This is a genomic window from Marinomonas gallaica (assembly GCF_049821165.1).
In the GTDB taxonomy this organism is placed as follows: domain Bacteria; phylum Pseudomonadota; class Gammaproteobacteria; order Pseudomonadales; family Marinomonadaceae; genus Marinomonas; species Marinomonas gallaica.
The window spans coordinates 1,552,840-1,576,913 of record NZ_CP187511.1 but is presented as its reverse complement, the minus strand read 5'-3'; the positions used below and the strand labels follow the sequence as shown (position 1 = coordinate 1,576,913).

Sequence of the window (24,074 nt, the reverse complement as noted above, 5' to 3'; positions counted from 1 at the left end):
GAAATTTTATCGTTATTTTCGTACTCGATGTCGACTCTAGGAGAGAATGTGAGAAATAAAATCGTCATTGCAACCCGTGAAAGCCAATTGGCCCTTTGGCAAGCAAACAACGTAAAAGCTTCTTTGGAGGCTCTCTACCCTGAGATCAATGTCGAACTGATGGGCATGACCACTAAAGGCGACCAGATCCTTGACTCACCGCTCTCAAAAATTGGCGGTAAAGGTTTATTCGTTAAAGAACTAGAAAAAGCCCTTCTCGATGGTGAAGCAGACATCGCGGTACACTCCATGAAAGACGTGCCAATGGAATTTCCTGAAGGCCTAGGTCTAAGCGTTATTTGTGAACGTGAAGACCCAACCGATGCGTTTGTCTCCAACACTTACGACAGCATCGACGATCTACCAGAAGGCGCAATCGTCGGCACCTCTAGCTTGCGCCGCGCGAGCCAACTGCAAATGCACCGTCCTGATATCGAAATCAAAAACCTGCGTGGCAATGTCAATACTCGTCTACGTAAACTGGACGATGGCGAATACGATGCCATTATTTTGGCTACAGCAGGCCTAGTCCGCTTGGAAATGGCTGACCGTATCAAAACGCGTATCCGTGACACATTTTCTTTGCCTGCGGGTGGTCAAGGTGCAATGGGGATAGAGTGCCGCACCAACGACGAAGAGCTGATCAACTTACTGACTCCCTTACAACACCAAGAAACGGCCTACCGTGTAACCGCTGAGCGTGCTGTAAACAAGCGTCTGAACGGTGGCTGCCAAGCTCCGATTGCCTGTTTCGCCGTATTTGAAGGCGAGGAGCTTTATGTACGCGCTTTAGTCGGCAGCACCGATGGTAAACGCATGGTACGCAGTGAAATTCGCGGCGCCAAAGAACACGCCGAATCATTAGGTGTCCAGCTAGCCGATGAACTGCTTGCGAAAGGCGCTCAGGCGCTTTTGGATGAAGTCTACCAAGACTAATTCGCAACCTAATTGGGGAATTACCCACCATGCAAGGCTTAAAAGTATTAGTTACTCGACCTGAGCCCGAGAACGCTTTGACCTGCCAAGCACTTACTGCGCTTGGCACCTCCCCTATATCACTTCCAATGCTAGAAATACAGGAAACAACGGACCCCACCGCCCGCGCAGCACTGCGCACTCAACTCTATAATTTAGATCTGTATCGCTTCGTCATTTTTGTTAGCAAAAATGCGGCGCGAATAGGGTCGGAATTAATCGACGAGTGCTGGCCAATGCTACCCGTTAACATTAACTGGCTGGGGATTGGACAAGGAACCACGCAAACATTGCAAGAATTACACATCCCCGCATTAAGTAACCCAGGCAACAACACTGAAACCATGCTGGATTGGCTGAAGCCCGTCAAAATGCGCGGTGAAAAAGTGCTGATTGTTAGAGGTTGCGGCGGTCGACCGGATTTGGCAAAAGCGTTAGAAGAACGAGGAGCAATTGTCGACCATTTAGAACTCTATAAGCGACATATGCCACAATATACAGCACAAACTTTTTTATTCTTAGATCATCCTGACGTAATATGGGCGACTAGTGGAGAAAGTGTGGCTAATCTGACAACTTACGTTGAGCAATTTGCCCCAAACCTCAAAGACACTGTCTTATTTGTTCCAAGTGAAAGAGTGGCGCAACAAGCAAAGTCCCTTCACTGGAATCAGGTAATCTGTGCACATGGCGCTGACGATCAACGTTTAATCTCAGCCACACAGCAGCATTTAGGACGATAACATGACTGATAAAAACGAAAAGGCTTTAACCGAGAACACGGAAAACAGCGTAGACTCTACGTCCTTAGAGTCCTCACGCGAGGGCGTTTCTACTCCCAATGGTGATACTCACAACGTCACCAGCACTCACGATGCCTCTAAAAGCAATAAAGTTTTACCTGCCATTGCACTGCTCGCTGGCGTTGCCGCGCTAGGTTTAAGTGGCTGGCAGTTTTATCAGAGCCAATATATGAACTCTGATAATCAGGCCTTAGCGGATGCCCAAAATAAAGTGGTTGCACTTGAACAACAAGTGAATCGTCTTAACCGTCGTGTTGAAAGTAATACCTCGCTTACTACTCGTATTAGCGACTTTGATGAAGCGCTTGCCAACACACAAGCACAGTCCAACAGCGTGAAAACACAGACAGAGCAAGCCTTAGTTGATCTTTCAAGCAAGATCAACAAGCTAAGCAGTGCTGATAAGAACGACTGGTTGCTGGCCGAAGCAGAATATTTAATCCGCCTTGCAAATCAACGCTTACTACTTGATAAAGATACCAAGGGAACAATTTCTCTATTAAGCAGCGCTGACACTATTCTTGCGGACCTAGAAGACCCGTTGATGTTCGACACTCGCAAAGCCATCGCCCAAGATTTACAAGCATTAAAGTCTGTAGCCTCATTTGATCTAGAAGGTCGCTATTTACAGCTTTCTGCATTGTACGACCAGGTTGCCGAGCTACCACAGCGTGAACCATCAAAAGCATGGCAAGAGCAACAAACAGAGACTAGCTCGCAGACTGCTGAAGTGAAAACATCATCTGCAATCAAGCAATTGTTTTCAGAAGCGTGGCAAGGACTGAAGTCTTTGGTCGTTATTAATTACAACCAAAAGCCCATCAAACCCCTGTTACCGCCAGCGGAATATCAAGAACTAGTCACTGGTATTCAATTACAGCTTGATGTCGCGCAAGTTGCACTTCTAAAAGGCGAACCTGCGATCTACGAAAAGTCATTAAGCCGCGTTGCTGCGACCGTTAATCAACATTTTGATACGTCATCCCAGTCAACAATTGCATTTATGACAACACTAACATCGTTGCAACAAGTGAACCCGAACCCTGACGTCCCGCTTCCTCGTGCTTCACTTCAAGCAATGAAAAACTTGATGAAAAACTGGAAAGCCAATCCCATGCAGACACAAGGCAATACACCTGTAATCAGCAATGAGGAGCAAGCTCTATGAGAAAAATTCTCTTATCTCTCATTATTGTCTTACTGGTTGGCGGCGCCATTGGGCTAATCATGAAGCAAGATCCTGGCTACGTTATGATCTCTTTCAAGGACGTAACATTAGAGATGAGCCTATGGGTAATGCTGACACTTGTCATCGTAGGCTACGTCGCAACAGTTGTGTTGTTTAAGTTCATTTGGGTACTACTCCACCCAAATTCATCCCTGTCCAAATTGACAGGTACGCTTTCTCACAAGCGCGCCTTGAAATCTACCATTAAAGGCATGCTTGAATTAGCTGGTGGTAATTGGGGCAAAGCAGAGAAGCTGCTTACAACGTCTGCTAACAAAGTATCTTACCCATTACTAAACTACATTGGTGCGGCCTACGCGGCTAGCGAACAAGAAGAGCATGAGCGCTCAAAAGAACTACTGCGTAAAGCACACCAAACATCACCAGATGCTGAATTCGCTATCAGCTTTGTACAAAGTCAACTTCAGTTAAAACAAGGCCATTATGAAAGCGCTCTAGCTTCCCTAAAACGCCTACACAGTATGAAACCAAAACACCGCCAAACACTTAAGATGCTAGTAACCGCACACACTCAGCTGAAAGATTGGGAAGCTTTACAAGAGCTGACACCAACACTTAAGAAACAAGGTATTTTTGACGACCGCAATCTATTAGAGCTTGAAAAAAATGCATTTCTAGCACTTTTAGAAAAATTGCATTTCCGAGCAAAGACAGGTGAAAGTAAAGAAACCCTTTTGAGTGAGCTTCAAGGTATTTGGAAAAAACTGGATGCTTTAGCCAAAGACGATGAAATGCAAGTTCTATATGCAAGCACACTGATCGAATTCGGCAGCGAAGAAAAGGCAGAAGCCTTCATTCGCTCGTCACTAAATGACCAATGGTCTGATGCGCTTGCCGGTGTATACGGTCAATTAACAGATGTATCTATGAAGAAATCGCTTAGCAATGCTGAGACATGGATTCGCCGACATCCTGAAAGTGCCCCTCTCTACCTAGCTGCCGGGCGAATTTGTCAGCGTTTGCAATTATGGGGCAAAGCCCGAGATTACTACGAAAAAGCACTACACATTGACGCTTCTTCGGAAGCCATTGTTGAGCTGAGCATGCTTTTGAAAGCCATGGGCGATATTGATGTGGCGCAAGAGCTTATCGTAAAGCGCATTCATAATGACAGCCTATCCATGAAAGCGTTACCGCTTCCTCACTAAAACAAGAATGCCGAGCAGTGATGCTCGGCATTTTACTTTTCAGATAACTGAAGTGCTTATTTAAACCGAACAACCAGTTCATGCATATCAGAAGCAACGCCTCTTAAGGTGATCATACTCTGCATCGCCCCTTCCGCTTCATCTTTACTCTCGTTCGCTAGATCTGAGATTCTGACTAATTGCTGATTAATATCTTCCGAGACATGCGCCTGCTCTTCCACTGCAGCGGCCATCTGCGTCGACATATCAGAAATATTCGTAACGGCTGAAACAATGGTTTGCAAAGATGTTTGAGCGTCTGACATCTTCTGTAAGCCTACGTTTGCACTCTCGCGACCATTGCTGGCCACTTTTACCGCGTCGTGTGCACCACCGCGAAGACGCTCAATAATACTGTGAATTTCTTGAGTCGAACCTTGAGTTCTTTGAGCCAGCTGACGCACCTCATCGGCGACAACAGCAAAACCACGACCATGTTCTCCCGCTCGTGCAGCCTCAATAGCCGCATTTAAAGCCAATAAATTCGTTTGTTCGGCTATTTGATCAATCATCACAGCGACCTCAGCAATACTCTCTGATTGCTTTGATAAGTGACTCACTGACTCACTGATCTGCTCGACTAATGATGCCAGCTCTTGAACTGCTACGGTGGTTTCCCCAAGTGTTTTACCACCCTCTAAAGCCAAATTTTTGGCCTGCTCAGAACTGTGTGCAGTGTGCTGAACATGCTTAGAAACATCCGAAACAGTGGCCGTCATTTGCTGCATTGCGGCCGCGACTTCTTGCGTTTCATGGAGTTGCTGTTGAATTTTTTTCGTCGAACTGTCCGTTTGCTCTAAACCGAGCTCTGATTTTTTCGATACTTCCATCGACTCCGTCTCAATTCGCGTTAGTACGGTATCGAGATGCATCGCTTGGCTTTTAATACCAACTTCAAGTTGACCAAGCTCAGTATTATGGTCTGAATAGGTTTTAGCGGCTAAGGGGTGAGTAAATGAATGACTCAAAGACGCCTGCAAACTGTGGTACATCTTCCTCTGTGTAACCTTGTAATAGAACGCCAACAAAACCGAGGACACTAAAGCAGGAGCCATGGCGTAGGGTGTCTCCATAAGAAACATCGACAAAGACGCAAGCCAAGCAATCATAACAAGACTAGGTACAACAATATTTAAAGGAACGGTTAAGCTTTTTTTGCCCTCTCGAATCGAACGATACAGCTTTTCAGCTCGCTCCACATCCTTTCGATCCGGAGTAGAACGCACAGATTCATAACCTATTACCTGCCCTTTTTCTGTAACAGGCGTCACATAAGCATCCACCCAATAATAGTCACCATTTTTGCTGCGGTTTTTAACCAATCCCATCCAAGGTTTACCACTTTTTAAATAGCTCCACATAATATCAAATGCTTCTGTAGGCATATCTGGGTGACGCACTAAATTATGCGGAGATCCTAGAAGTTCTTCATACTCAAACCCACTGATATCAATAAAATCCTGGTTACAATAGGTAATTTTGCCTTTGAGATCGGTCGTGGAAATCAACCGAACACCTTTAGGTACAACTCTTTCCACATCAGTGATAGGTAGGTTTTTTCTCATAATTCCCTCATGACCACTATACAAATTAAGTAATTCACAAAATAAACCAAAACAAAAGGCAATATCGTCTGCTTTCTTTGCACATTAATTAAATGAAGCGTAGTCAAAGGTTAGTAATTTTGCATATATGGTCAGAAATTTTATAAGCGATTTTTTAGATAGCGGGCAATCCGCCTAGTGATCACAGGTAAAATATAGGTTGGCACTTGCATAGCACCAGCAAGGGGAAGGAAAGCTGGGCCTAATAAAACACCAGCAATAGAATAGGTAAGTAAAACATTGCGATTTCCAGACGTAATCGCAGCTGTTAGCGACTTTTCTATGCCTTGATGACGATAAAAAATAAATGTCACGACAAAGAAAACACACACTAAAGCAACCGCGATTAACAAAAACACTATGGCTTCCGGCATACTTTCATTCCACAGCCCTCGGTAGCTGCCAATTAAACCAAAAGGAAACGCAAACACTAACAAAATCGTATAAGGTGACACTTTCAATAAGGCGCGCTGCAGAGTTTCTGTAGGTACAACACGATGCAAAGTAAACGAAATCAAAATAGGCCCAACGATAAAAATCAATAACCGCACGCCATAGGTAACAAAATCTAAACTGCCTTGAGACATAGGCAAGAAGTGAATAGGAATAAACAAGGCAACAGGTAAAATTAAAGTCGTAGCGATCGTCATTGCCATCGCTTCAAGAGAATCATAACCTAATGCTCGAACAATAGCGGGTGTGGCAAACAATGAGCCTGTCGCCCCAACGCCTAAAACAGCCAACAATAGCTCATCAGATAAACCTAACAAAACACCGCAAACAGCAAAAATCGTCATGAAAAAAGCGCTGTGAAGTAATGCGTATAGCCAGATAGACTGATGGCAAAGCCGCTTAATCAGTTGCTCCATCGGCATTCCGATAAGTGTCAGCAGCATAAGGGTGAATAAGACGTACGGAAGAAATGGAAATAATGCGTTCGAGGCAACAGGAAACGCAAAGCCAAGCAAGGCGCATAGAAACATACACACAAGTGAGTGTTTAACTAAAAAAGTTAGCAAGGTTCGTCTTCCTTGAAGTTTTTATTATTACCGCTTACGTGATGTGGCACATATTCTGTTCTGCTCAGGCAACTCAGAAAGCTCTAAGGGCCAAAGTTTTCGAGCTTCATCAAACGCATGACGTAATTCATCTAACTGGCGTTCCGATGCCTTTTCCTCCACACCCGCTACCACCACCCCATCATCGCTACACGATTTAGGCCGCACCGGAAATGGTATTACGTTATCCTTCATACAATATCTCTATCAAGGCTATTAGTGGATATCTACTAACACTCTATGGATAATCTAATTAAAACGCAACGCTATGCCAAGGTAAGACAATGAAATATTTGATTTCTCCGGCGAAAACACTGGATTTAGACAGTAAAACGCCTGATGTGAAGTACTCCGAGCCGCGATTTTTAAACCAAGCGCAATCACTCATTAAAACCATTAAACCCTACACGCCAGCGGACATTGCTTCATTAATGAAGCTGAGCGATAAATTAGCAACGCTTAACGTCGAGCGCTACCAAACTTGGTCAAAGCAGCATGACGTCAACAATAGCCGTCCAGCATTGTTTACGTTTATGGGGGATGTCTACACGGGTCTCGATGCTTATTCACTAAGCACCAAACAGATTCATTACGCGCAATCTCATCTTCGTATTCTAAGCGGTCTCTATGGTCTACTTAAGCCTTTAGACCTTATGCAGCCTTACCGCCTCGAAATGGGTACGAAATTAAAGAACAGCGAAGGTGATAACCTTTACCACTTTTGGGGCAGCCAAATCGCTAACGCTCTATCAGAAGAACTTGAAGAAGACGAGTTATTAGTCAATCTAGCCTCAAATGAGTACTTTAAAGCGGTCGATAAAAAAGCAATCAAGCAAACGATCATTACACCGAACTTCTTAGATGAGAAAAACGGTCAATTTAAGGTGATTAGCTTTTATGCGAAAAAAGCCCGTGGCCTAATGGTGCGCTATTTAATCGAAAGTGGCGCGGAGACTATCGAAGACATTAAACGCTTCGATCTAGCCGGATATCGCTATGATGCAGAGCGCTCTAAGCCCTTAGAGCCTGTATTCACAAGGGCAGAAGGCGTGACAGACTAAGCGCTTAGACTAAACGTCCTATTGTCACTCGATCATTGCCACCTAAATCTTGATAGGTGGCAATGTCTTTAAATGCTTTATCAGAAAACAACTGTCGTACAGCTGTAGCTTGGTCATAGCCATGCTCAAACATCAACCAACCTCCGCCAACAAGATGCACTAAAGCCCCATCTATGATTCGCCTTATATCTGCTAAACCGTGATCATCAGCGACTAAAGCGGTGATGGGTTCAAAGCGCACATCTCCTTGAGATAAATGCTGATCCTCTGGGTCAATGTACGGCGGGTTTGAGACAATCACATCAAACAAAGGCTCATCGGCCAATGCTGAAAACCAATCACTTTGCAAAAAACGAGTATTCTTTATATTGTTTTTGACAGCGTTTCGCTGAGCTAATGCAACCGCTTGAGCCTGGAAGTCAATCCCAACTACGTCCGCAGAACGCCATTCGTAAGCTAACGCTAACGCAATCGCTCCCGTGCCAGTACCAAGATCCAAAACCCGCTTGACACCGTTAGGCTGTAGCTCCAAAGCCACTTCAACCAATCGCTCAGTGTCTGCTCTAGGAATCAAAGTATGCTTTGACGTTTCTAAGCTCAGAGTCCAGAAGTCTTGTTGTCCCAAGATATATGCAATCGGCTCACCCTGCTCACGACGAGCCAACAAGGTATCAAATTGCTCACTCGCAGAATCCGAGACAGCTTTTTCAGGCCACGTAAAAAAGTAGCTTATAGAAACGCCAAGTACATGCGCCAGCAATAATTGGGCATCTATCTGTGCTGTGTCCGATTGCGACGCGAGTCGCCCATAAGCCAGTTTAAGCAAAGAATCTATGGTCATGGATGTCTCGCGTGCACTCAAAAGAAAGGAATTAGTTATCGCCACTCAAAGCAGAAAGCTGTTCAGCTTGATACTCATTAATCAGAGGGTTAACCAGTACATCTAAGTCACCCTGAACAATTTCATCTAACTTGTATAACGTCAGATTAATACGGTGATCCGTGACACGGCCTTGTGGGTAATTATAAGTACGGATACGTTCAGAGCGATCACCACTGCCCACCAAAGAACGGCGCGCTTCTGACTGCTCCGCAGCCGCCTTGCTTTCTTCTGCCGCTTGTAAACGCGACGCCAGTAAAGCCATGGCTTTAGCACGGTTCTTATGCTGCGAACGCTCATCCTGACATTCCACTACAACTCCTGTTGGAATGTGTAGAATACGAATCGCGGAGTCTGTTTTGTTGACGTGCTGACCACCCGCACCAGAGGCGCGAAAAGTATCAACACGAAGGTCAGCTTTATTGATGTTAATCGCTTCTACTTCATCCATCTCAGGCAGAATCGCAACGGTACAAGCAGACGTATGAATGCGGCCCTGAGATTCCGTTGCAGGTACGCGTTGCACTCGGTGCGCACCGGACTCAAACTTCAATTTAGAGTAAGCACCATCACCTACAATACGTGCGATCACTTCTTTGTAACCACCGTGCTCGCCTTCACTAGCACTGACGATTTCTACTTTCCAGCGCTGTGTTTCGGCATATCGAGAATACATGCGAAACAAGTCACCAGAAAAAATTGACGCTTCATCACCACCGGTTCCGGCACGCACTTCTAGGAATACGTTTTTCGCATCGTTAGGGTCTTTCGGCAGCAAAAGCAACTGAAGGTCTAACAGCAATTGTTCTCTTTGAGCCTGTCCAGCTTTCAGTTCTTCTTGGCCCATTTCTTTAATATCTGGGTCAGCATCACTCAGCATTAATTGCGCTTCTTCAATGTTTTCCAACACCTGCTGATATTCTGAGAAGCATTTCACGACAGGCTCTAGCTCAGCGTACTCTTTACTGTAATTACGGAACAAATCTTGATCCATAATTACTTCCGCTTCACTGAGTAACGCTGCCAACTCTTCGTAACGCTCAGATAAGCTCTCTAACTTAAATTTAATCGATTCTTTCATTCTAAGGATTCTTTCGTATCGGTTATGCCCAACACCTCGGCAGCTCGCTGCAAAGCTTCTTGATCAGCTTCGGCACCCGCTTGGCGTAAATACTGGGTTGGGGAATGGATCAGTTTATTCATCAATCCATGGGCTAATTTAGCAACCACCTGTTCTGGAGTCTGTCCTGACTCTAAACTTTTCAATGCTCGCTCTAATTCGGACTGTTTTATTAATTCTGCTTGGGCGCGGTAGCTTACAATTAGATCAGCAACTTTGCGAGACTCTTGTTTGCGCCTAAACTCATCAATACCTTGCTCGATGATTTTTTCAGCGGCTTCGGCAGCGTCTTGACGTGCTCGAACGTTTTCCTCAATAACAGAGTGAAGGTCATCGACTGTGTACAAATACGCATCTTCAACTTCCTGCACTTCCGGCTCGATGTCTCGAGGCACCGCAATATCAACCAATAACATCGGTTTATGTCGACGTTTATTTGTCGCACGCTCAATCATTCCTTTACCGATAATCGGTAGCTGGCTGGCAGTAGAGGAAATAACGATGTCTGCTTGATGCAGAAAATCGGTAATATCACCTAACAATATGGCTTCAGCACCCAACTCATCAGCAAGAATTTGGGCGCGCTCAAGTGTACGGTTGGCGACAATAATACGCTTTATGCCGGCTTCTTTTAAGTGACGCGCAACCAGTTCAATGGTCTGGCCGGCGCCTATCAAAAGCGCCGTACTGCGCTTCACATCAGCAAATATCCGTTGCGCTAAACTGACCGCCGCAAAGGCGATCGACACAGGGTTTTCTCCTATTGCCGTATCCGTTCGTACGCGCTTTGCAACGGAGAACGTCTGCTGAAATAAACTCTGAAGCTCGGAGCCAATACACTTACCTTCTTGAGAGACCGCATAGGCAGACTTTACTTGACCAAGAATCTGAGGCTCACCTAAAATCAAAGAATCCAATCCTGATGCCACGCGCATAACATGGCGCACACCTTCGTCACCTACATGTGTATAACAGAAACGCCCTAGCTCAGCAGGCTCAACGTGATGATAACGTCCTAACCAATCAATGATTTTTTCGGCATCAGATTCACCATCTATAGCACAGTACAACTCGGTACGGTTACAGGTAGAAACAATCACCGCCTCTTTTGCTTGAGCGTCAGACACAAGTGAATTGAGCGCCTCAACCATTTTCTCAGGGGCAAACGAAATTTTCTCTCGAATAGATACTGGTGCAGTTTTGTGGTTTACACCCACAGCAATTAGCGGCATTCAGGAACTCTTCTCACGACTTGAGATCGAACAGATGTTGGCAGATATATGCCTAGTATTCTGACACATGATTAAATGCCCCTATTATAAGTGGAATTTTTAGCTCTTCGCACCCCATCAAATCAATAAATATGTCAATTCCTTACAATCATGCACCGTTTATTAGGCTGACAACACCTCTATAGCAGCGCTACCATAGTAACTAGGATATGATTTTAGCCAAATAAGGCAGACACTTATGCAACGAATGCAATACGCGGTATCGATTAAACGAGCTTTTATTACGATGGCATTCGGCCTATCTGTCAGCGCCTGCTCATCCATTTCAAATTCGCATACCGCGCCAATCGCGGATAACCGCTGGGCACCGGTAGCAAAATCCAAGCATGCGGAGCAACTGGAACAACTACTGAGCGCTGAGTTTGCTTTGCAACGTCAAGGCAGTGAGTCTGCCACGGCACTGTATTTAGATTTAGCTGAGCAAAGCACAGATGTAGAGATCGCCAAACGTGCCACTTCAACAGCCATGATGAGTGAAGACAGTCAAGCGGTACTCAAAGCCAGCTCTCGATGGCTAACACTTGAGCCGAACGCCTCTCAAGCCTACCCTATTTTAATGCAAGCTCAGTTAAGCGTAGGGGCACTGGACGAAGCAAAAGCGCTGCTACTAAAAGCCAAGAAAAACAATATTTCATTGAGCTTTCTGCCTAGCTTTGTGGACCAAAACATCCGTCACGACAACATCACAACTCATTTAGAGAGCCTTCTAAGTGGCCCAGAATTAACCTCCGATCTGTTTGTTAAAATTGCCTTATTTCATGTCCATTTCATCAACGGAAAATATCAATACATACTCGACAATATTGCACCGTTAATTGAACTCACTCCAGAAACAGAACAAGAAGGGCTAATCATTATAAAAGCAGTCAGTGAAGAGCAATCAGGGTTGATAGACAGCGCTCAAGAGACTCTCAAACAAGGACTGAAAGCTTTCCCTGAAAGCCAACGAATGATGGCAAATTATCTAGAGATACTTATCAAGAATGATCAGTATCAAACTGCATTATCAACGTTTTCTGAGGCTCAGTTTTCCCCTTATTTACAACAACAAATTGGTATTGCTATCGCCCAATTGCTAATGCAAAAAAATCAACCTGAGCTTGCCATTAAGTTAATTTCCGAACTGCCAAAACATGGCAACTTACGTGATGACTTATTGTTTATATTAGCGAATGCTCAACATCAAGCAGAGCATTACAATGATGCTTTAAAGAGCCTATTAAATGTATTTGGTAAACTCAGCTGGGAGGCTTCTCATCTTCTGGTGCAATGGCTATATTCAGCTGACCAAGCAGAACAAGTGAACTCTTTTATTTTGAAACGAGCTGTGGTCGATGTAGAACCCGGCCATATCAACGGTGTTGCGGACTTACATCTACACAACCAACGTCCTGACTTAGCAATTGATTTGCTTACTCGAGCCCTTCCAATATTCCCAGAAGCGGACGGACTACGCTATAAACGCGCCATTACTTACGATATGCAACAACAGTGGCCTCTAGCGCTGCAAGACCTTACAATATTGTATCAAAAGCATCCAAATGATCCGTCTTACATTAATGCGCTCGGTTACACCATGATGGTTCGATCCCCTGAGCAGTTCGATCAGGCGTTTCAATTAATACAAAAAGCTTATGCCCTTGACAGCACTGACGCTGCGATCATGGACAGCATGGGGTGGGCGTATTTTCTTCAAGGTAATTTGGAGCAAGCTGAAACGTTACTTTCGCAGTCATGGGACGTTATGCAAGACGCTGAAATTGGTGCCCACTATGGCGAAGTGCTATGGCAACTTGACGATCAAGAAAACGCTATCAAGATCTGGCAACAAGCACTCAAAGACAATCGTAAGCTGCCAGTTTTACTCGAAACTTTAGAACAATACGCGCCAGAACTATTAGGCTCGTAAGGAATCACCATGAAAATCAAACATTTGGTTATTGGTATTATGGCCAGCGCTTTTTTAGCTGGCTGTAGCTTATCGCCAACATCACCTAAGGCCTCGTTACCAGAACGTGCCGAAGATATAATGGCGTGGCAAAATGAAGGCCGTGTCGGCATTCGTACAGAGCAAGATGCAATCTCCGGTAACTTTAATTGGCAGCACTCGCCTGAGCATTATGAACTCAATATCTACGGCCCTTTTGGTCAAGGTGCAACGCGATTGGAAGGTATTCCGGGCAAAGAGTCGCGTCTGAGTTACGATGACAAAAATTTAACCGGGCCGAGCGCTGATGCTTTGCTTTACCATGAGCTAGGCTGGCACTTCCCTGTTACCAGCGTGCAATATTGGATTCGAGGGCTAGCCGCCCCTAACAGCGCAGCGGAAATCACTTATCAACAAGATGGCACCACGCCCGAGCAAATTTTACAAAACGGCTGGACCATTACCTATAAAGAATTCACTGAGTTAGAGCATTTAAAATTACCTCAAAAAATGCAGGTTACTCACCCTCCATATCGGGTTAACTTGATCATTACAGACTGGAATGTTCAATGACGACACTCACGCTGCCATCCCCAGCAAAGCTGAATTTATTTTTACATATCACAAGCCGTCGAAACGATGGCTATCACGAACTGCAAACCTTGTTTCAATTCATTGATTTATGTGATGAGTTACGCTTCACCCTTACCGATAATCCTGATATTAGCCTTACCCCTGAAATTAACGGTGTCGATCACGAAGATAACTTAATCGTAAAAGCCGCACGTCTTTTAGAAACGCATAAGAAAACACAGCAAGGTATCGCCATTTCCATTAGCAAAATCCTGCCGATGGGCGGTGGTATAGGTGGTGGTAGCAGTAACGCTGCGACGACACTGTTGGCACTCAACACACTGTGGAAATGCGACTTTTCATTGGAGGCGTTAGCACAACTGGGCAAACAACTGGGGGCGGACGTGCCTATCTTTGTGTTTGGGCATTCGGCATTTGCTGAAGGGATCGGCGAAAAATTAACACGAACTAGCCCGAAAACCCCATATTACCTACTCTTGAAGCCAAATTGCGAAGTGCCAACTGGTCAAATTTTTACCGATAAATATTTGACAAGAGACACCCCTACGATCAGAATATCGCACGCCTTGAAACTGGAAGGGCATAACGATTGCCTAGAGGTCGCGCGAAGACTGTATTCTGAAGTAGATGAAGCATTTTTGTGGCTCACACAATTTGGCGACGCAAAACTAACTGGCACCGGAGCGTGTTTGTTTTTGGCATTCGAGTCAATTGATGAAGCCAAGCGAGTGGAAGCTTGCGCACCTGAGAAGTGGCAAACTTGGGTTTGTCGTGGATGCAATACATCTCCTGCTCATGACGTACTGAACCAGTGGATTGCATCTCAGCATACTTAATGCTGAATAAAACGCCAGTCTATTTTTCATCGCTATAAATACAAAGGGTATACACAGTGTCCAAGTTGATGGTTTTTACCGGTAATGCCAACCCTGAACTCGCTCGCAGGGTCGTTCGCCGTCTAGGTCTTCCTATCGGCAACGCTACGGTTGGAAAGTTCAGCGACGGAGAAATTACGGTTGAGATCAACGAAAACGTGCGTGGTAAAGACGTTTTTATTATCCAATCAACCTGCGCTCCAAGTAATGACAACCTCATGGAACTGATTGTAATGGCTGATGCGCTGCGTCGTGCGTCGGCTACCCGTGTAACCGCTGTAATTCCATATTTCGGTTACGCACGACAAGATCGTCGTGTTCGCTCAGCACGTGTACCGATTACAGCCAAAGTCGTTGCAGACATGATCTCTGCTGTGGGTATTAACCGTGTACTAACGGTAGACCTACACGCAGATCAAATTCAGGGCTTCTTCGACATTCCAGTAGATAACGTTTATGCAACACCACTGTTGCTAGATGATCTACAGCGCCAAGGTCATGAAAACATTACGGTTGTTTCACCGGATGTTGGTGGTGTTGTCCGTGCTCGCGCATTCGCAAAAATGCTGGATGATGCAGATTTGGCCATCATCGACAAACGTCGTCCACGTGCAAACGAAGCACAAATCATGCACTTGATTGGCGATGTAGAAGGTAAAACCTGTGTATTGGTCGACGATATGATCGATACCGGTGGTACACTATGTGCCGCAGCTAAAGCCCTTAAAGAACATGGTGCAGCAAAAGTATTAGCTTACTGTACTCACCCTGTCCTATCTGGCAAAGCTATTGAAAACATTAGCAGTTCTGTTCTTGACGAGTTAGTGGTGTCAGACACTATCCCACTGACTCAAGCAGCACAGAATTGCCCGAAAATCCGCCAACTGTCTATGTCAGACATCTTGGCTGAGGCTGTTCGTCGCGTCTGCAACGAAGAGTCAATCAGTGCCATGTTTGGGGCCTAAGCCAAACATTTACGCTCGGAACGGGTCGCAGTTCTGGGCAACCTTAACTTTATTTTAGGATATTAACATGTCTGTAGTTCTAAACGCTTCTGTGCGTAACGAAGAAGGTAAAGGTGCGAGCCGCCGCCTTCGTCTTCAAGGTCTTGTTCCTGCTGTTGTATACGGTGGCAACGCTGACCCTGTGTCTGTTACGTTCAAAGGTAACGAAGTAGTAAAAGCCGTTAAAGATGCCGCTTTTCTAACTACCGTAGTAAAAGTATCTGTTGATGGTGCTGAGCAAGAAGTAATCGTTAAGTCTCTACAACGTCACCCAGCAACTGGCGATGTTATGCACATCGACCTACTACGCGTTGAATCAGAAACTAAAATCGTTACACGAGTGCCACTAAGCTTCGTTAACGCTTCTAAATCTGAAGGTGTTAAATCTCAAGGTGGTCGTCTACAAGTTGAAGCGAAACTTGCTGAAGTTCGTTGTCTTCCAAAAGACCTTCCAGCTGCTTTGATCATTGACGCTATTGACGGTCAACTTGGTCAAATCTTCCACCTTTCTGATGCTCAACTTCCAGAAGGCGTTGAATTGGTTGCTTTGCTTAAAGGCGAAGATCACGACCAACCTATCGCTCGTATCGGTAAAGCTAAGCGCTAATCATTGAGGCAAGTCTGTGGCAGGTTTTAGATTACTCGTTGGCTTGGGTAACCCAGGTTCAGAATATGAAAATACCCGCCACAATGCTGGCGCACAATGGATAGAAGCACTGGCTCGCATGAGTCAGTGCTCTCTTCGAACTGAAAAGAAATTCTTCGGTCAGTTCGGCAAAGTTTTTATAGGTGGGCAGGAATGCTACCTCCTTATTCCTACGACCTATATGAATTTAAGCGGCAAAGCAGTTCAAGCCGTCTGTCAATTCTATAAAATATCCCCTCAAGAAGTTCTAGTCGTACACGACGAGCTTGATATCGCTCCAGGCACTGTAAAGCTTAAAAAAAGCGGTGGCCACGGGGGTCATAATGGCCTTAAAGATATCATTAGCAAACTCGGTAATAACCGAGACTTTGGTCGCGTCCGCATCGGTATAGGTCATCCTGGACATGCAAGCCAAGTGGCAAGCTACGTGCTCAAAAAAGCGCCCAGCGATGAATACCAAAAAATCGAACAAACCATCGATGAGTCACTACGCTACCATACCGACATTATTGCGGATAATTGGAGCAGTGTAATGAACCATCTTCATAGTTTTAAAGCATAAACTACCAGCTTTAGGAATCTAATATGGGCTTTAATTGCGGTATCGTCGGCTTACCAAACGTCGGCAAATCAACTCTGTTCAACGCACTCACAAAAGCCGGCATCGGCGCTGAAAACTTCCCTTTCTGTACGATTGAACCCAACGCAGGTGTCGTGGCCATGCCTGATCCTCGCTTGGATGCATTAGCTGAAATTGTGAAGCCTGAACGCGTATTGGCTACGACCATGGAGTTCGTAGACATTGCAGGCTTAGTCGAAGGCGCATCAAAAGGCGAAGGCCTAGGCAACAAGTTTCTAGCAAACATTCGCGAAACAGACGCCATTGCTCATGTTGTTCGCTGCTTCGAAGACGAAAACGTAATCCACGTTTCCAATCACGTTAATCCGAAACTAGACATCGAAGTGATTAACCTTGAGCTAATTTTCGCCGATATCGAATCGATCGATAAACAACTGTTCCGCACAGCGAAAAACGCGAAAAGCGGCAATAAAGAAGCCATCGCGCACAAAGAGTTTCTAGAACGCATCAAAGCCCACTTAGAAGACGGTCTACCTGTTCGCGCGATGTCACTCTCAGACGATGAAAAGAAAGCCGTAAAACAACTGCATCTTTTGACCACTAAACCGACGATGTACATAGCCAATGTGGCTGAAGATGGCTTTGAAAATAACCCTCACCTAGACGTCGTTCGTGAAATCGCCGAAGCTGAAGGCGCCATGGTTGTGCCTATTTGCAACCAACTTGAAGCGGAAATTTCTGAGTTGGATACAGAGGAAATGCAAGAGTTCTTGGATGAAATGGGCATGGAAGAACCCGGCTTAGATCGAGTGATTCGTGCAGGCTATGAACTACTGGGCCTGCAGACCTACTTTACAGCAGGCGTTAAGGAAGTGCGTGCTTGGACCGTTAAACAAGGTGCAACAGGCCCTCAAGCGGCAGGTGTGATCCACACAGACTTCGAGAAAGGCTTTATTCGTGCAGAAGTTGTTGCATACAACGATTTCATCCAATACAAAGGTGAAAGCGGTGCGAAAGAAGCAGGCAAATGGCGCCTAGAAGGTAAAGAATACATCGTCAAAGATGGCGACGTGATGCACTTCCGATTTAATGTTTAACTTTTTTTAAAAATAACCCTTGACCCATTAACGGGTTATGTGAATAATATCGCGCCACAGACACAGCGAAGCAACGTTTCAAAATGTCTGTGTTGAGAGAATGTTGGGGTATAGCCAAGCGGTAAGGCAACGGGTTTTGATCTCGTCATGCGTTGGTTCGAATCCAGCTACCCCAGCCAATCTCTCAAAAGGCTATGTAGCTCAGTTGGTTAGAGCACATCACTCATAATGATGGGGTCACTAGTTCGAATCTAGTCATAGCCACCAATTTTAATGTATTGGGGTATAGCCAAGCGGTAAGGCAACGGGTTTTGATCTCGTCATGCGTTGGTTCGAATCCAGCTACCCCAGCCATTAAAATACAATTTAGGAAAGGCTATGTAGCTCAGTTGGTTAGAGCACATCACTCATAATGATGGGGTCACTAGTTCGAATCTAGTCATAGCCACCAATATTGATGTATTGGGGTATAGCCAAGCGGTAAGGCAACGGGTTTTGATCTCGTCATGCGTTGGTTCGAATCCAGCTACCCCAGCCATCAGTTATTTCCTAAAATACACAGCTCTACTGGTTAGTACGATCTCTCGTCCTGATGGGGTATAGCCAAGCGGTAAGGCAACGGGTTTTGATCTCGTCATGCGTTGGTTCGAATCCAGCTACCCCAGCCATTAGGCACTCTCTGTTTAAAGCTCAAACTTCTGCACTCTTCCTTAGCTTTTTTGATCGGCTTCTATATAATCCACTGAAACCTAAATCGAAAAAGGGATTCCTTTCATGAAGAAAGCTCTGATTGCTTCTACTTTAATTCTAGCAAGCACCGCTCACGCCGATATTTTGGGCCTAACAGCAGAAGTTGGCCAATTCTCACCAGATGTATCATTTGATGGTCGAATCAATAACCAAACAGCTGACGTTGATTTTTCTGGTGAAGATGACACCTATTACGGCATCGCTTTTGAACACCCAGTGCCGCTTATTCCAAATGTACGCCTACAAGGCTCTTCAATGGAAGGTAGAAGCAGCAGTGTAGATATGAAAGTCGATAGCACAGATTACACACTTTATTATGAAATTCTCGACGGCCTTGCATGGATAGACCTAGATGTCGGCATCTCTATTCGCGATATGGACATTGATGCCCGCGTGAATAGCAACACTACCTCAGAAAGCGTTGTTCTACCAACAGGCTACTTATCGGCTTACTTCACTATTCCAACGCTCCCTATTCAAATCGGTGGTGAAATCAAAGCACTTTCCGCTGGCGATTCAAGCATCAGTGATACAACGTTTAAAATTAAGTACCAATCACCGTTTGTGGTGGGCTTAGAAGGCGGTTACCGTAATGCCAACTTCGACATCGATGAAGGCAGCATCGACTCTGAGATCGAGTTTGATGGCTTCTTCGTAGGTGTCTTTGCTGATTTCTAAGCATCTTTTCTAATGCGCGACACAAAGATATAAAAAAGCCAGCTCAATGAGAGCTGGCTTTTTTCATTTCAAGTGATTTTTAAGTGAAATCAGCGTGTTTTAGAGTGACTCTTTCAACGCCTCAAATGTCATCTCTTCTCCTTCCACATCCACCTTAATCAAATCCCCAGCAACAAACTTGCCTGCAAGCAATTCATTGGCCAGAGGGTTTTCAATCCACTGCTGAATAGCACGCTTCAATGGACGTGCACCGTAAATAGGGTCATACCCGACTTCGGCTAAACGCTCCATCGCAGCGTCACTTAAATTCATCGTCATCCCCATTTCAACTAGACGCTCATTAAGATGCGCTAGCTGGATCTTAGCAATCCCTTTAATCTGCGACTGCATTAATGGGTGGAAGACAACAGTTTCATCAATACGGTTAATGAATTCAGGACGGAAATGCTGCCCCACCACTTCCATCACTTTACTCTTGATGGCTTGGTACTCATCGTTGCCTCGATATTCCTGAATAACGTCTGAACCCAAGTTAGAGGTCATCACAATAACCGTATTACGAAAATCGACGGTTCGGCCTTGCCCATCAGTAAGACGCCCATCATCTAATACCTGCAAAAGAATGTTAAACACATCTGGATGCGCTTTCTCAACCTCATCCAGCAACAACACTGAGTATGGACGACGACGAACAGCTTCGGTCAGGTAACCGCCTTCCTCGTAGCCAACATAGCCTGGAGGCGCGCCAATCAAACGAGCGACAGAATGCTTCTCCATAAATTCCGACATATCAACACGCACCATGGCATGCTCAGTATCGAATAAGAACTTCGCCAACGATTTACACAGCTCAGTTTTACCCACACCAGTTGGACCAAGGAACAAGAAAGAGCCGTTGGGACGATTAGGATCTGCTAAGCCAGAACGAGATCGACGCACAGCATTCGACACCGCGTTAACCGCTTCGTTTTGACCAATAACGGATTCATGCAAAGCATCTTCCATGCGTAATAATTTATCACGCTCACCCTCTAGCATTTTATCTACTGGAATACCGGTCCAACGCGACACGACCGTCGCAATTTCCTCTTCTGTCACACGATTCTTGAGCAACTGCGTCACAGTTTCACTTTCTTCAGCCAAGGCTGCTTTTTCGATTTCGGCTTCTAGCATTGGAATAACGCCATATTGAAGCTCTGACATTTTCGCGAGATTACCTTGACGTCGTGCTTCTTCCATTTCATGACGAACCGATTCGAGTTCCTCTTTTAATTTCTGAGCACCTTGTACAGCCGCTTTTTCAGCATTCCAGATTTCTTCCAAATCTGAGAATTGTTTTTGCAAAGAGTCTATTTCAACGTCCAACTCTTCAAGACGCAGCTTAGAGGCCCTGTCTTTTTCTTTCTTAAGCGCTTCTTTTTCAATTTTCAGCTGAATCAAACGTCGCTCAAGACGATCCATTTCTTCAGGTTTTGAATCCATTTCCATACGAATGCGGCTGGCAGCCTCATCGATCAGATCAATGGCCTTATCCGGTAATTGACGATCTGTAATGTAGCGCTGCGATAGCTTAGCTGCCGCAATGATCGCAGAATCCGTGATATCGACACCATGATGCACTTCATAACGTTCTTTTAAACCACGTAAAATGGCAATTGAATCAAGCACACTGGGCTCTTCAACCAGCACTTTTTGGAAACGACGCTCTAAGGCAGCATCTTTCTCAATGAATTGACGATATTCATTCAGTGTCGTTGCTCCCACACAGTGCAGTTCACCTCGGGCCAACGCAGGCTTCAGCATATTTCCGGCATCCATTGAGCCTTCCGATTTGCCAGCGCCAACCATGGTGTGAATTTCATCGATAAACAGAATGATTTGACCTTCCTGTTTAGATAATTCGTTCAAAACCCCTTTTAAACGCTCCTCAAACTCACCTCGATACTTGGCACCTGCAATCAAAGCCGCCATGTCCAAAGACAATACACGCTTATTCTTTAGCCCTTCCGGTACCTCACCATTGATGATGCGCTGAGCCAGCCCTTCAACGATCGCAGTCTTACCCACTCCAGGCTCACCAATAAGCACAGGGTTGTTTTTACGGCGACGCTGCAGCACTTGAATCGTACGACGAATTTCATCATCACGGCCAATAACAGGATCCAGCTTACCTTCCGCAGCGCGTGCGGTTAAATCAACCGTAAATTTATCCAATGACTGTCTATTCTCTTCAGCATTCGGATCGTTTACCGCATCGCCGCCGCGAACAGAATCGACCACAGAGGCGATGTCTGCCTTCGTCACACCAGTCGCTTTTAATGCTTTCGTTACGTCGTCTTTGCCATCAAATATGGCCAGTAGCAGTAACTCAGACGAGATATATTGATCTTTACGCTTCTGAGCTTCTTTGTCCGCTAAGTTTAATAAGCGCCCCAGCTCGGGTGACATTTGAACATTGCCATCGTGATTATTCACTTTTGGCATACGTTCTAAAATAGCATTGAGCTCTTCTCGAAACTTCGCAACATTAACACCCGCCTGCTGCAAAATAGGACGTGTTCCACCACCTTGTTGGTCCAACAAGGCCGTTAACAAATGGGCCGATTCAATATATGAATGGTCGTGTCCAAGTGCCACAGACTGTGCATCAGAAAGGGCTACTTGTAATTTACTGGTTAATCTATCAATTCGCATATTGACCTCCGAGGAATCGACAACAAAATTTAGCTTCTGATTGCTTTATAAGATCAGTATTTTGCTTTTCAATGGCACAGTGTCATTTTTTTGACACTCGTCATCATTCTTGCCAAATAAGTGAGGCCATTCGCCCAGTAACACCGTCTCTGCGATAGGAATAAAAACGCTCGACATCGCTGAAGGTACAAAAATCCCCCCCGTATATATTGCAACAGCCTTGACTCGACAAACGTTGCCGAGCGATCGCATATAGATCACCCAACCACTTTCCATCATGACCACTGCGCTTAAAAGCCTGTTCCGCCGCAGGATCAACAGCCATGAACGCACTGCGAACCTCTGGGCCAACCTCAAATGCATCCGGACCAATAGCAGGCCCAAACCAAACCACGACATCTTGAGGATTGGAAAACACCTTCAGCGTCTCTTCCAATACACCATCGCACAAGCCACGCCAGCCTGCATGAGCCGCAGCCACTTGTAATGTATTAGGATCACAAAACAAAACAGGTAAGCAATCTGCCGTTAACACTGCGCAGACGGTATTCGCTTGATCCGTGTAACACGCATCAGCATTACGATCTTGTTTCGAGGAAGGAAGCTCTAGAACAGAGGTACTGTGAGTTTGGTTAAGCCATTGAATCTCGCCGGGATAACACGCCAATGTTTTTAGCAAAAGACGATTGCTCGTAACGTCTTGGGACACATCACCAACGTGCGCTCCCATATTAAAGCTGTCATAAGGCTGCTGACTGACACCACCAATACGAGTGGATACAAACGCTTTGATGTTACTCGGCACTGGCCAATTAGGGGTAATGATTGAGTCCATATTATTTCCACCTAAGAAAAAGGCAGCTTAGCGCTGCCTTTAGAATGTTATAGGATCGGGTTACATGTAGTGGTTTTCACCGCCGTTATGCAAATCTGCCTCAAGCACTTCTATTAACTCAAGCATGTCTTCTGGCAAATCCACTTCCCACTCCATCCACTGACCTGTAGCAGGATGCGCCAGCTCAAGCTTTTTCGCATGCAAAGCCTGTCGACGAAAACCTCTCAGCGCATCCTGAAGTTCAGGAGAACAGCCCTTCGGCATTTTCAAACGCCCAGCGTACTGCGGATCACCTACCAGCGGATATTGAATGAAAGCCATGTGTACACGAATTTGATGCGTACGGCCCGTTTCTAGCTTTAAACGAATATGCGTGTGATTATTATAGCGTTTAACAAGGCGGTAATGGGTGATCGCCTCTTTACCATTCACAGGCTCGACCGCCATTTTTTGACGATTATGCGGATGACGACCGATAGGCTCATCAACTGCGCCACCACCTGTCATAGCACCGATAGCGATGGCTTCATATTCCCGCCCCATGCTTCGGTCTTGTAACTGAGCAACGAGATCCGTTTGTGCCTGAAGTGTTTTCGCTACTACCATCAAACCAGTGGTTTCTTTATCAAGACGATGCACAATACCTGCTCGAGGCACAGTGGCCGTTTCCGGAGCATGATGCAAAATAGCATTCAGCAATGTACCGTCGTGATGACCCGCCGCTGGATGTACAACAATCCCTGCAGGCTTGTTGATAATTAAAATATCATCGTCTTCATAAACGATGTTTAGTGGGATTTCTTGAGCGTCATGCACAACCTGCTCTTCCAATTCCACACTTAATGTGATTTTCTCACCACCAAAGAGTTTCTCTTTTGGCTTAGTCTGTTTACCATCAACCAGAAGTACCCCATCTTTGATCCAACTTTGGATTCGAGAACGTGAGTAATCTGAAAATAATTCGGTAGCAATTTGATCAAATCGCTGTCCTGAGAAATCCAATGCAACTTGGGCTTCTTTTACAATGCGCTCTGCCATACAATAAACTTTCTATGCTCGATGCTGCGTCATCGTGACGCGAAATATGCCAACTGCATAGCAATCTTTTAAAATGCTATGCCTCTTT

At 45.3% G+C, this 24,074-nt stretch carries 22 protein-coding genes and 6 tRNA genes; 19 read left to right on the top strand and 9 right to left on the bottom strand.

Features of this window, described 5'->3' with window-relative positions; all coding sequences use genetic code 11:
* Positions 1 to 48 precede the first annotated feature (48 nt).
* From hemC to ACPUEK_RS07380, 4 genes are read left to right on the top strand one after another with little or no spacing between them, the layout of a single operon-like run.
* Positions 49 to 975 carry a hydroxymethylbilane synthase gene (gene hemC, locus ACPUEK_RS07395; protein WP_417504663.1) on the top strand — a complete coding sequence of 309 codons (927 nt, stop codon included), beginning with the start codon at positions 49 to 51 and terminating at the stop codon, positions 973 to 975.
* A 29-nt stretch (positions 976 to 1,004) separates the two neighbouring features.
* Positions 1,005 to 1,757 (top strand): uroporphyrinogen-III synthase, encoded by a 753-nt coding sequence (locus tag ACPUEK_RS07390; RefSeq protein WP_425642804.1) that lies wholly within the window; start codon positions 1,005 to 1,007, stop codon positions 1,755 to 1,757.
* 1 nt (position 1,758) lies between these two features.
* Positions 1,759 to 2,985, top strand: a complete 1,227-nt coding sequence (locus tag ACPUEK_RS07385) for a uroporphyrinogen-III C-methyltransferase (protein WP_425642803.1) — start codon at positions 1,759 to 1,761, stop codon at positions 2,983 to 2,985.
* Entirely contained in the window at positions 2,982 to 4,214 is a 1,233-nt protein-coding gene (locus ACPUEK_RS07380) for a heme biosynthesis HemY N-terminal domain-containing protein (protein WP_417504659.1), read from the top strand. The genes ACPUEK_RS07385 and ACPUEK_RS07380 overlap by 4 nt, the downstream gene beginning before the upstream one ends.
* Positions 4,215 to 4,270: 56 nt before the next feature.
* On the opposite strand, the gene ACPUEK_RS07375 is transcribed toward ACPUEK_RS07380, so the two are convergent.
* The 3 genes from ACPUEK_RS07375 to ACPUEK_RS07365 all read right to left on the bottom strand — a co-directional run bounded on the left by ACPUEK_RS07375 (position 4,271) and on the right by ACPUEK_RS07365 (position 7,110).
* Positions 4,271 to 5,818 (bottom strand): methyl-accepting chemotaxis protein, encoded by a 1,548-nt coding sequence (locus ACPUEK_RS07375; RefSeq protein ID WP_425642802.1) that lies wholly within the window; start codon positions 5,816 to 5,818, stop codon positions 4,271 to 4,273.
* Positions 5,819 to 5,958: 140 nt separating this feature from the next.
* Entirely contained in the window at positions 5,959 to 6,876 is a 918-nt protein-coding gene (locus ACPUEK_RS07370; RefSeq protein WP_425642801.1) for a hypothetical protein, read from the bottom strand.
* A 27-nt stretch (positions 6,877 to 6,903) separates the two neighbouring features.
* Positions 6,904 to 7,110, bottom strand: a complete 207-nt coding sequence (locus ACPUEK_RS07365; RefSeq protein ID WP_067030589.1) for a hypothetical protein — start codon at positions 7,108 to 7,110, stop codon at positions 6,904 to 6,906.
* Between the two features lie 89 nt (positions 7,111 to 7,199).
* On the opposite strand from ACPUEK_RS07365, the gene yaaA reads away from it, so the two are divergent.
* Positions 7,200 to 7,976 (top strand): peroxide stress protein YaaA, encoded by a 777-nt coding sequence (gene yaaA / locus ACPUEK_RS07360; protein ID WP_067030591.1) that lies wholly within the window; start codon positions 7,200 to 7,202, stop codon positions 7,974 to 7,976.
* Between the two features lie 4 nt (positions 7,977 to 7,980).
* On the opposite strand, the gene prmC is transcribed toward yaaA, so the two are convergent.
* From prmC to hemA, 3 genes are read right to left on the bottom strand one after another with little or no spacing between them, the layout of a single operon-like run.
* The gene (prmC, locus tag ACPUEK_RS07355) at positions 7,981 to 8,817 is read right to left on the bottom strand and encodes a peptide chain release factor N(5)-glutamine methyltransferase (RefSeq protein ID WP_425642800.1); all 837 of its coding nucleotides are present in this window, start codon (positions 8,815 to 8,817) and stop codon (positions 7,981 to 7,983) included.
* A 31-nt stretch (positions 8,818 to 8,848) separates the two neighbouring features.
* Entirely contained in the window at positions 8,849 to 9,937 is a 1,089-nt protein-coding gene (prfA, locus tag ACPUEK_RS07350; RefSeq protein WP_067030594.1) for a peptide chain release factor 1, read from the bottom strand.
* Positions 9,934 to 11,208 (bottom strand): glutamyl-tRNA reductase, encoded by a 1,275-nt coding sequence (hemA, locus tag ACPUEK_RS07345; RefSeq protein WP_067223601.1) that lies wholly within the window; start codon positions 11,206 to 11,208, stop codon positions 9,934 to 9,936. Before hemA ends, prfA begins: the two co-directional genes overlap by 4 nt.
* A 238-nt stretch (positions 11,209 to 11,446) precedes the next feature.
* Here hemA and ACPUEK_RS07340 point away from each other — a divergent pair, with 238 nt between their 5' ends.
* The 14 genes from ACPUEK_RS07340 (at position 11,447) to ACPUEK_RS07275 (ending at position 19,419) form a co-directional block, all read left to right on the top strand.
* Entirely contained in the window at positions 11,447 to 13,177 is a 1,731-nt protein-coding gene (locus tag ACPUEK_RS07340) for a tetratricopeptide repeat protein (protein ID WP_425642799.1), read from the top strand.
* 9 nt (positions 13,178 to 13,186) lie between these two features.
* Entirely contained in the window at positions 13,187 to 13,768 is a 582-nt protein-coding gene (lolB, locus tag ACPUEK_RS07335) for a lipoprotein insertase outer membrane protein LolB (RefSeq protein WP_425642798.1), read from the top strand.
* Positions 13,765 to 14,625 (top strand): 4-(cytidine 5'-diphospho)-2-C-methyl-D-erythritol kinase, encoded by an 861-nt coding sequence (gene ispE / locus ACPUEK_RS07330; RefSeq protein ID WP_425642797.1) that lies wholly within the window; start codon positions 13,765 to 13,767, stop codon positions 14,623 to 14,625. Before lolB ends, ispE begins: the two co-directional genes overlap by 4 nt.
* 56 nt (positions 14,626 to 14,681) lie before the next feature.
* Positions 14,682 to 15,629, top strand: coding sequence for a ribose-phosphate diphosphokinase (locus tag ACPUEK_RS07325; protein WP_067030606.1), 948 nt, complete (start codon positions 14,682 to 14,684; stop codon positions 15,627 to 15,629).
* A 67-nt stretch (positions 15,630 to 15,696) separates the two neighbouring features.
* Positions 15,697 to 16,275 carry a 50S ribosomal protein L25/general stress protein Ctc gene (locus tag ACPUEK_RS07320; protein ID WP_067030609.1) on the top strand — a complete coding sequence of 193 codons (579 nt, stop codon included), beginning with the start codon at positions 15,697 to 15,699 and terminating at the stop codon, positions 16,273 to 16,275.
* A 16-nt stretch (positions 16,276 to 16,291) separates the two neighbouring features.
* Positions 16,292 to 16,876, top strand: coding sequence for an aminoacyl-tRNA hydrolase (pth, locus tag ACPUEK_RS07315; protein ID WP_067223587.1), 585 nt, complete (start codon positions 16,292 to 16,294; stop codon positions 16,874 to 16,876).
* A gap of 23 nt (positions 16,877 to 16,899) precedes the next feature.
* The gene (gene ychF, locus ACPUEK_RS07310; protein ID WP_067030615.1) at positions 16,900 to 17,991 is read left to right on the top strand and encodes a redox-regulated ATPase YchF; all 1,092 of its coding nucleotides are present in this window, start codon (positions 16,900 to 16,902) and stop codon (positions 17,989 to 17,991) included.
* A gap of 104 nt (positions 17,992 to 18,095) precedes the next feature.
* Positions 18,096 to 18,170: transfer RNA gene (locus ACPUEK_RS07305), tRNA-Gln, on the top strand.
* An 11-nt stretch (positions 18,171 to 18,181) separates the two neighbouring features.
* A tRNA-Met gene (locus tag ACPUEK_RS07300) sits at positions 18,182 to 18,258 on the top strand.
* Positions 18,259 to 18,270: 12 nt separating this feature from the next.
* Positions 18,271 to 18,345, top strand: a tRNA-Gln gene (locus ACPUEK_RS07295).
* A gap of 20 nt (positions 18,346 to 18,365) precedes the next feature.
* Positions 18,366 to 18,442: transfer RNA gene (locus tag ACPUEK_RS07290), tRNA-Met, on the top strand.
* Between the two features lie 12 nt (positions 18,443 to 18,454).
* A tRNA-Gln gene (locus tag ACPUEK_RS07285) sits at positions 18,455 to 18,529 on the top strand.
* Positions 18,530 to 18,584: 55 nt separating this feature from the next.
* A tRNA-Gln gene (locus ACPUEK_RS07280) sits at positions 18,585 to 18,659 on the top strand.
* 106 nt (positions 18,660 to 18,765) lie between these two features.
* Positions 18,766 to 19,419, top strand: coding sequence for a TIGR04219 family outer membrane beta-barrel protein (locus ACPUEK_RS07275; RefSeq protein ID WP_425642796.1), 654 nt, complete (start codon positions 18,766 to 18,768; stop codon positions 19,417 to 19,419).
* Positions 19,420 to 19,518: 99 nt separating this feature from the next.
* Here ACPUEK_RS07275 and clpB read toward each other — a convergent pair whose 3' ends face one another.
* The 3 genes from clpB to rluD form a co-directional block, all read right to left on the bottom strand.
* The gene (clpB, locus tag ACPUEK_RS07270; RefSeq protein ID WP_067223837.1) at positions 19,519 to 22,113 is read right to left on the bottom strand and encodes an ATP-dependent chaperone ClpB; all 2,595 of its coding nucleotides are present in this window, start codon (positions 22,111 to 22,113) and stop codon (positions 19,519 to 19,521) included.
* A 103-nt stretch (positions 22,114 to 22,216) separates the two neighbouring features.
* Positions 22,217 to 22,948, bottom strand: coding sequence for a peptidoglycan editing factor PgeF (pgeF, locus tag ACPUEK_RS07265; RefSeq protein WP_425642795.1), 732 nt, complete (start codon positions 22,946 to 22,948; stop codon positions 22,217 to 22,219).
* Between the two features lie 60 nt (positions 22,949 to 23,008).
* Positions 23,009 to 23,986: a 23S rRNA pseudouridine(1911/1915/1917) synthase RluD gene (rluD, locus tag ACPUEK_RS07260; protein ID WP_067030627.1), complete on the bottom strand. Its 978-nt coding sequence runs from the start codon at positions 23,984 to 23,986 to the stop codon at positions 23,009 to 23,011.
* Between the last annotated feature and the right edge of the window lie 88 nt (positions 23,987 to 24,074).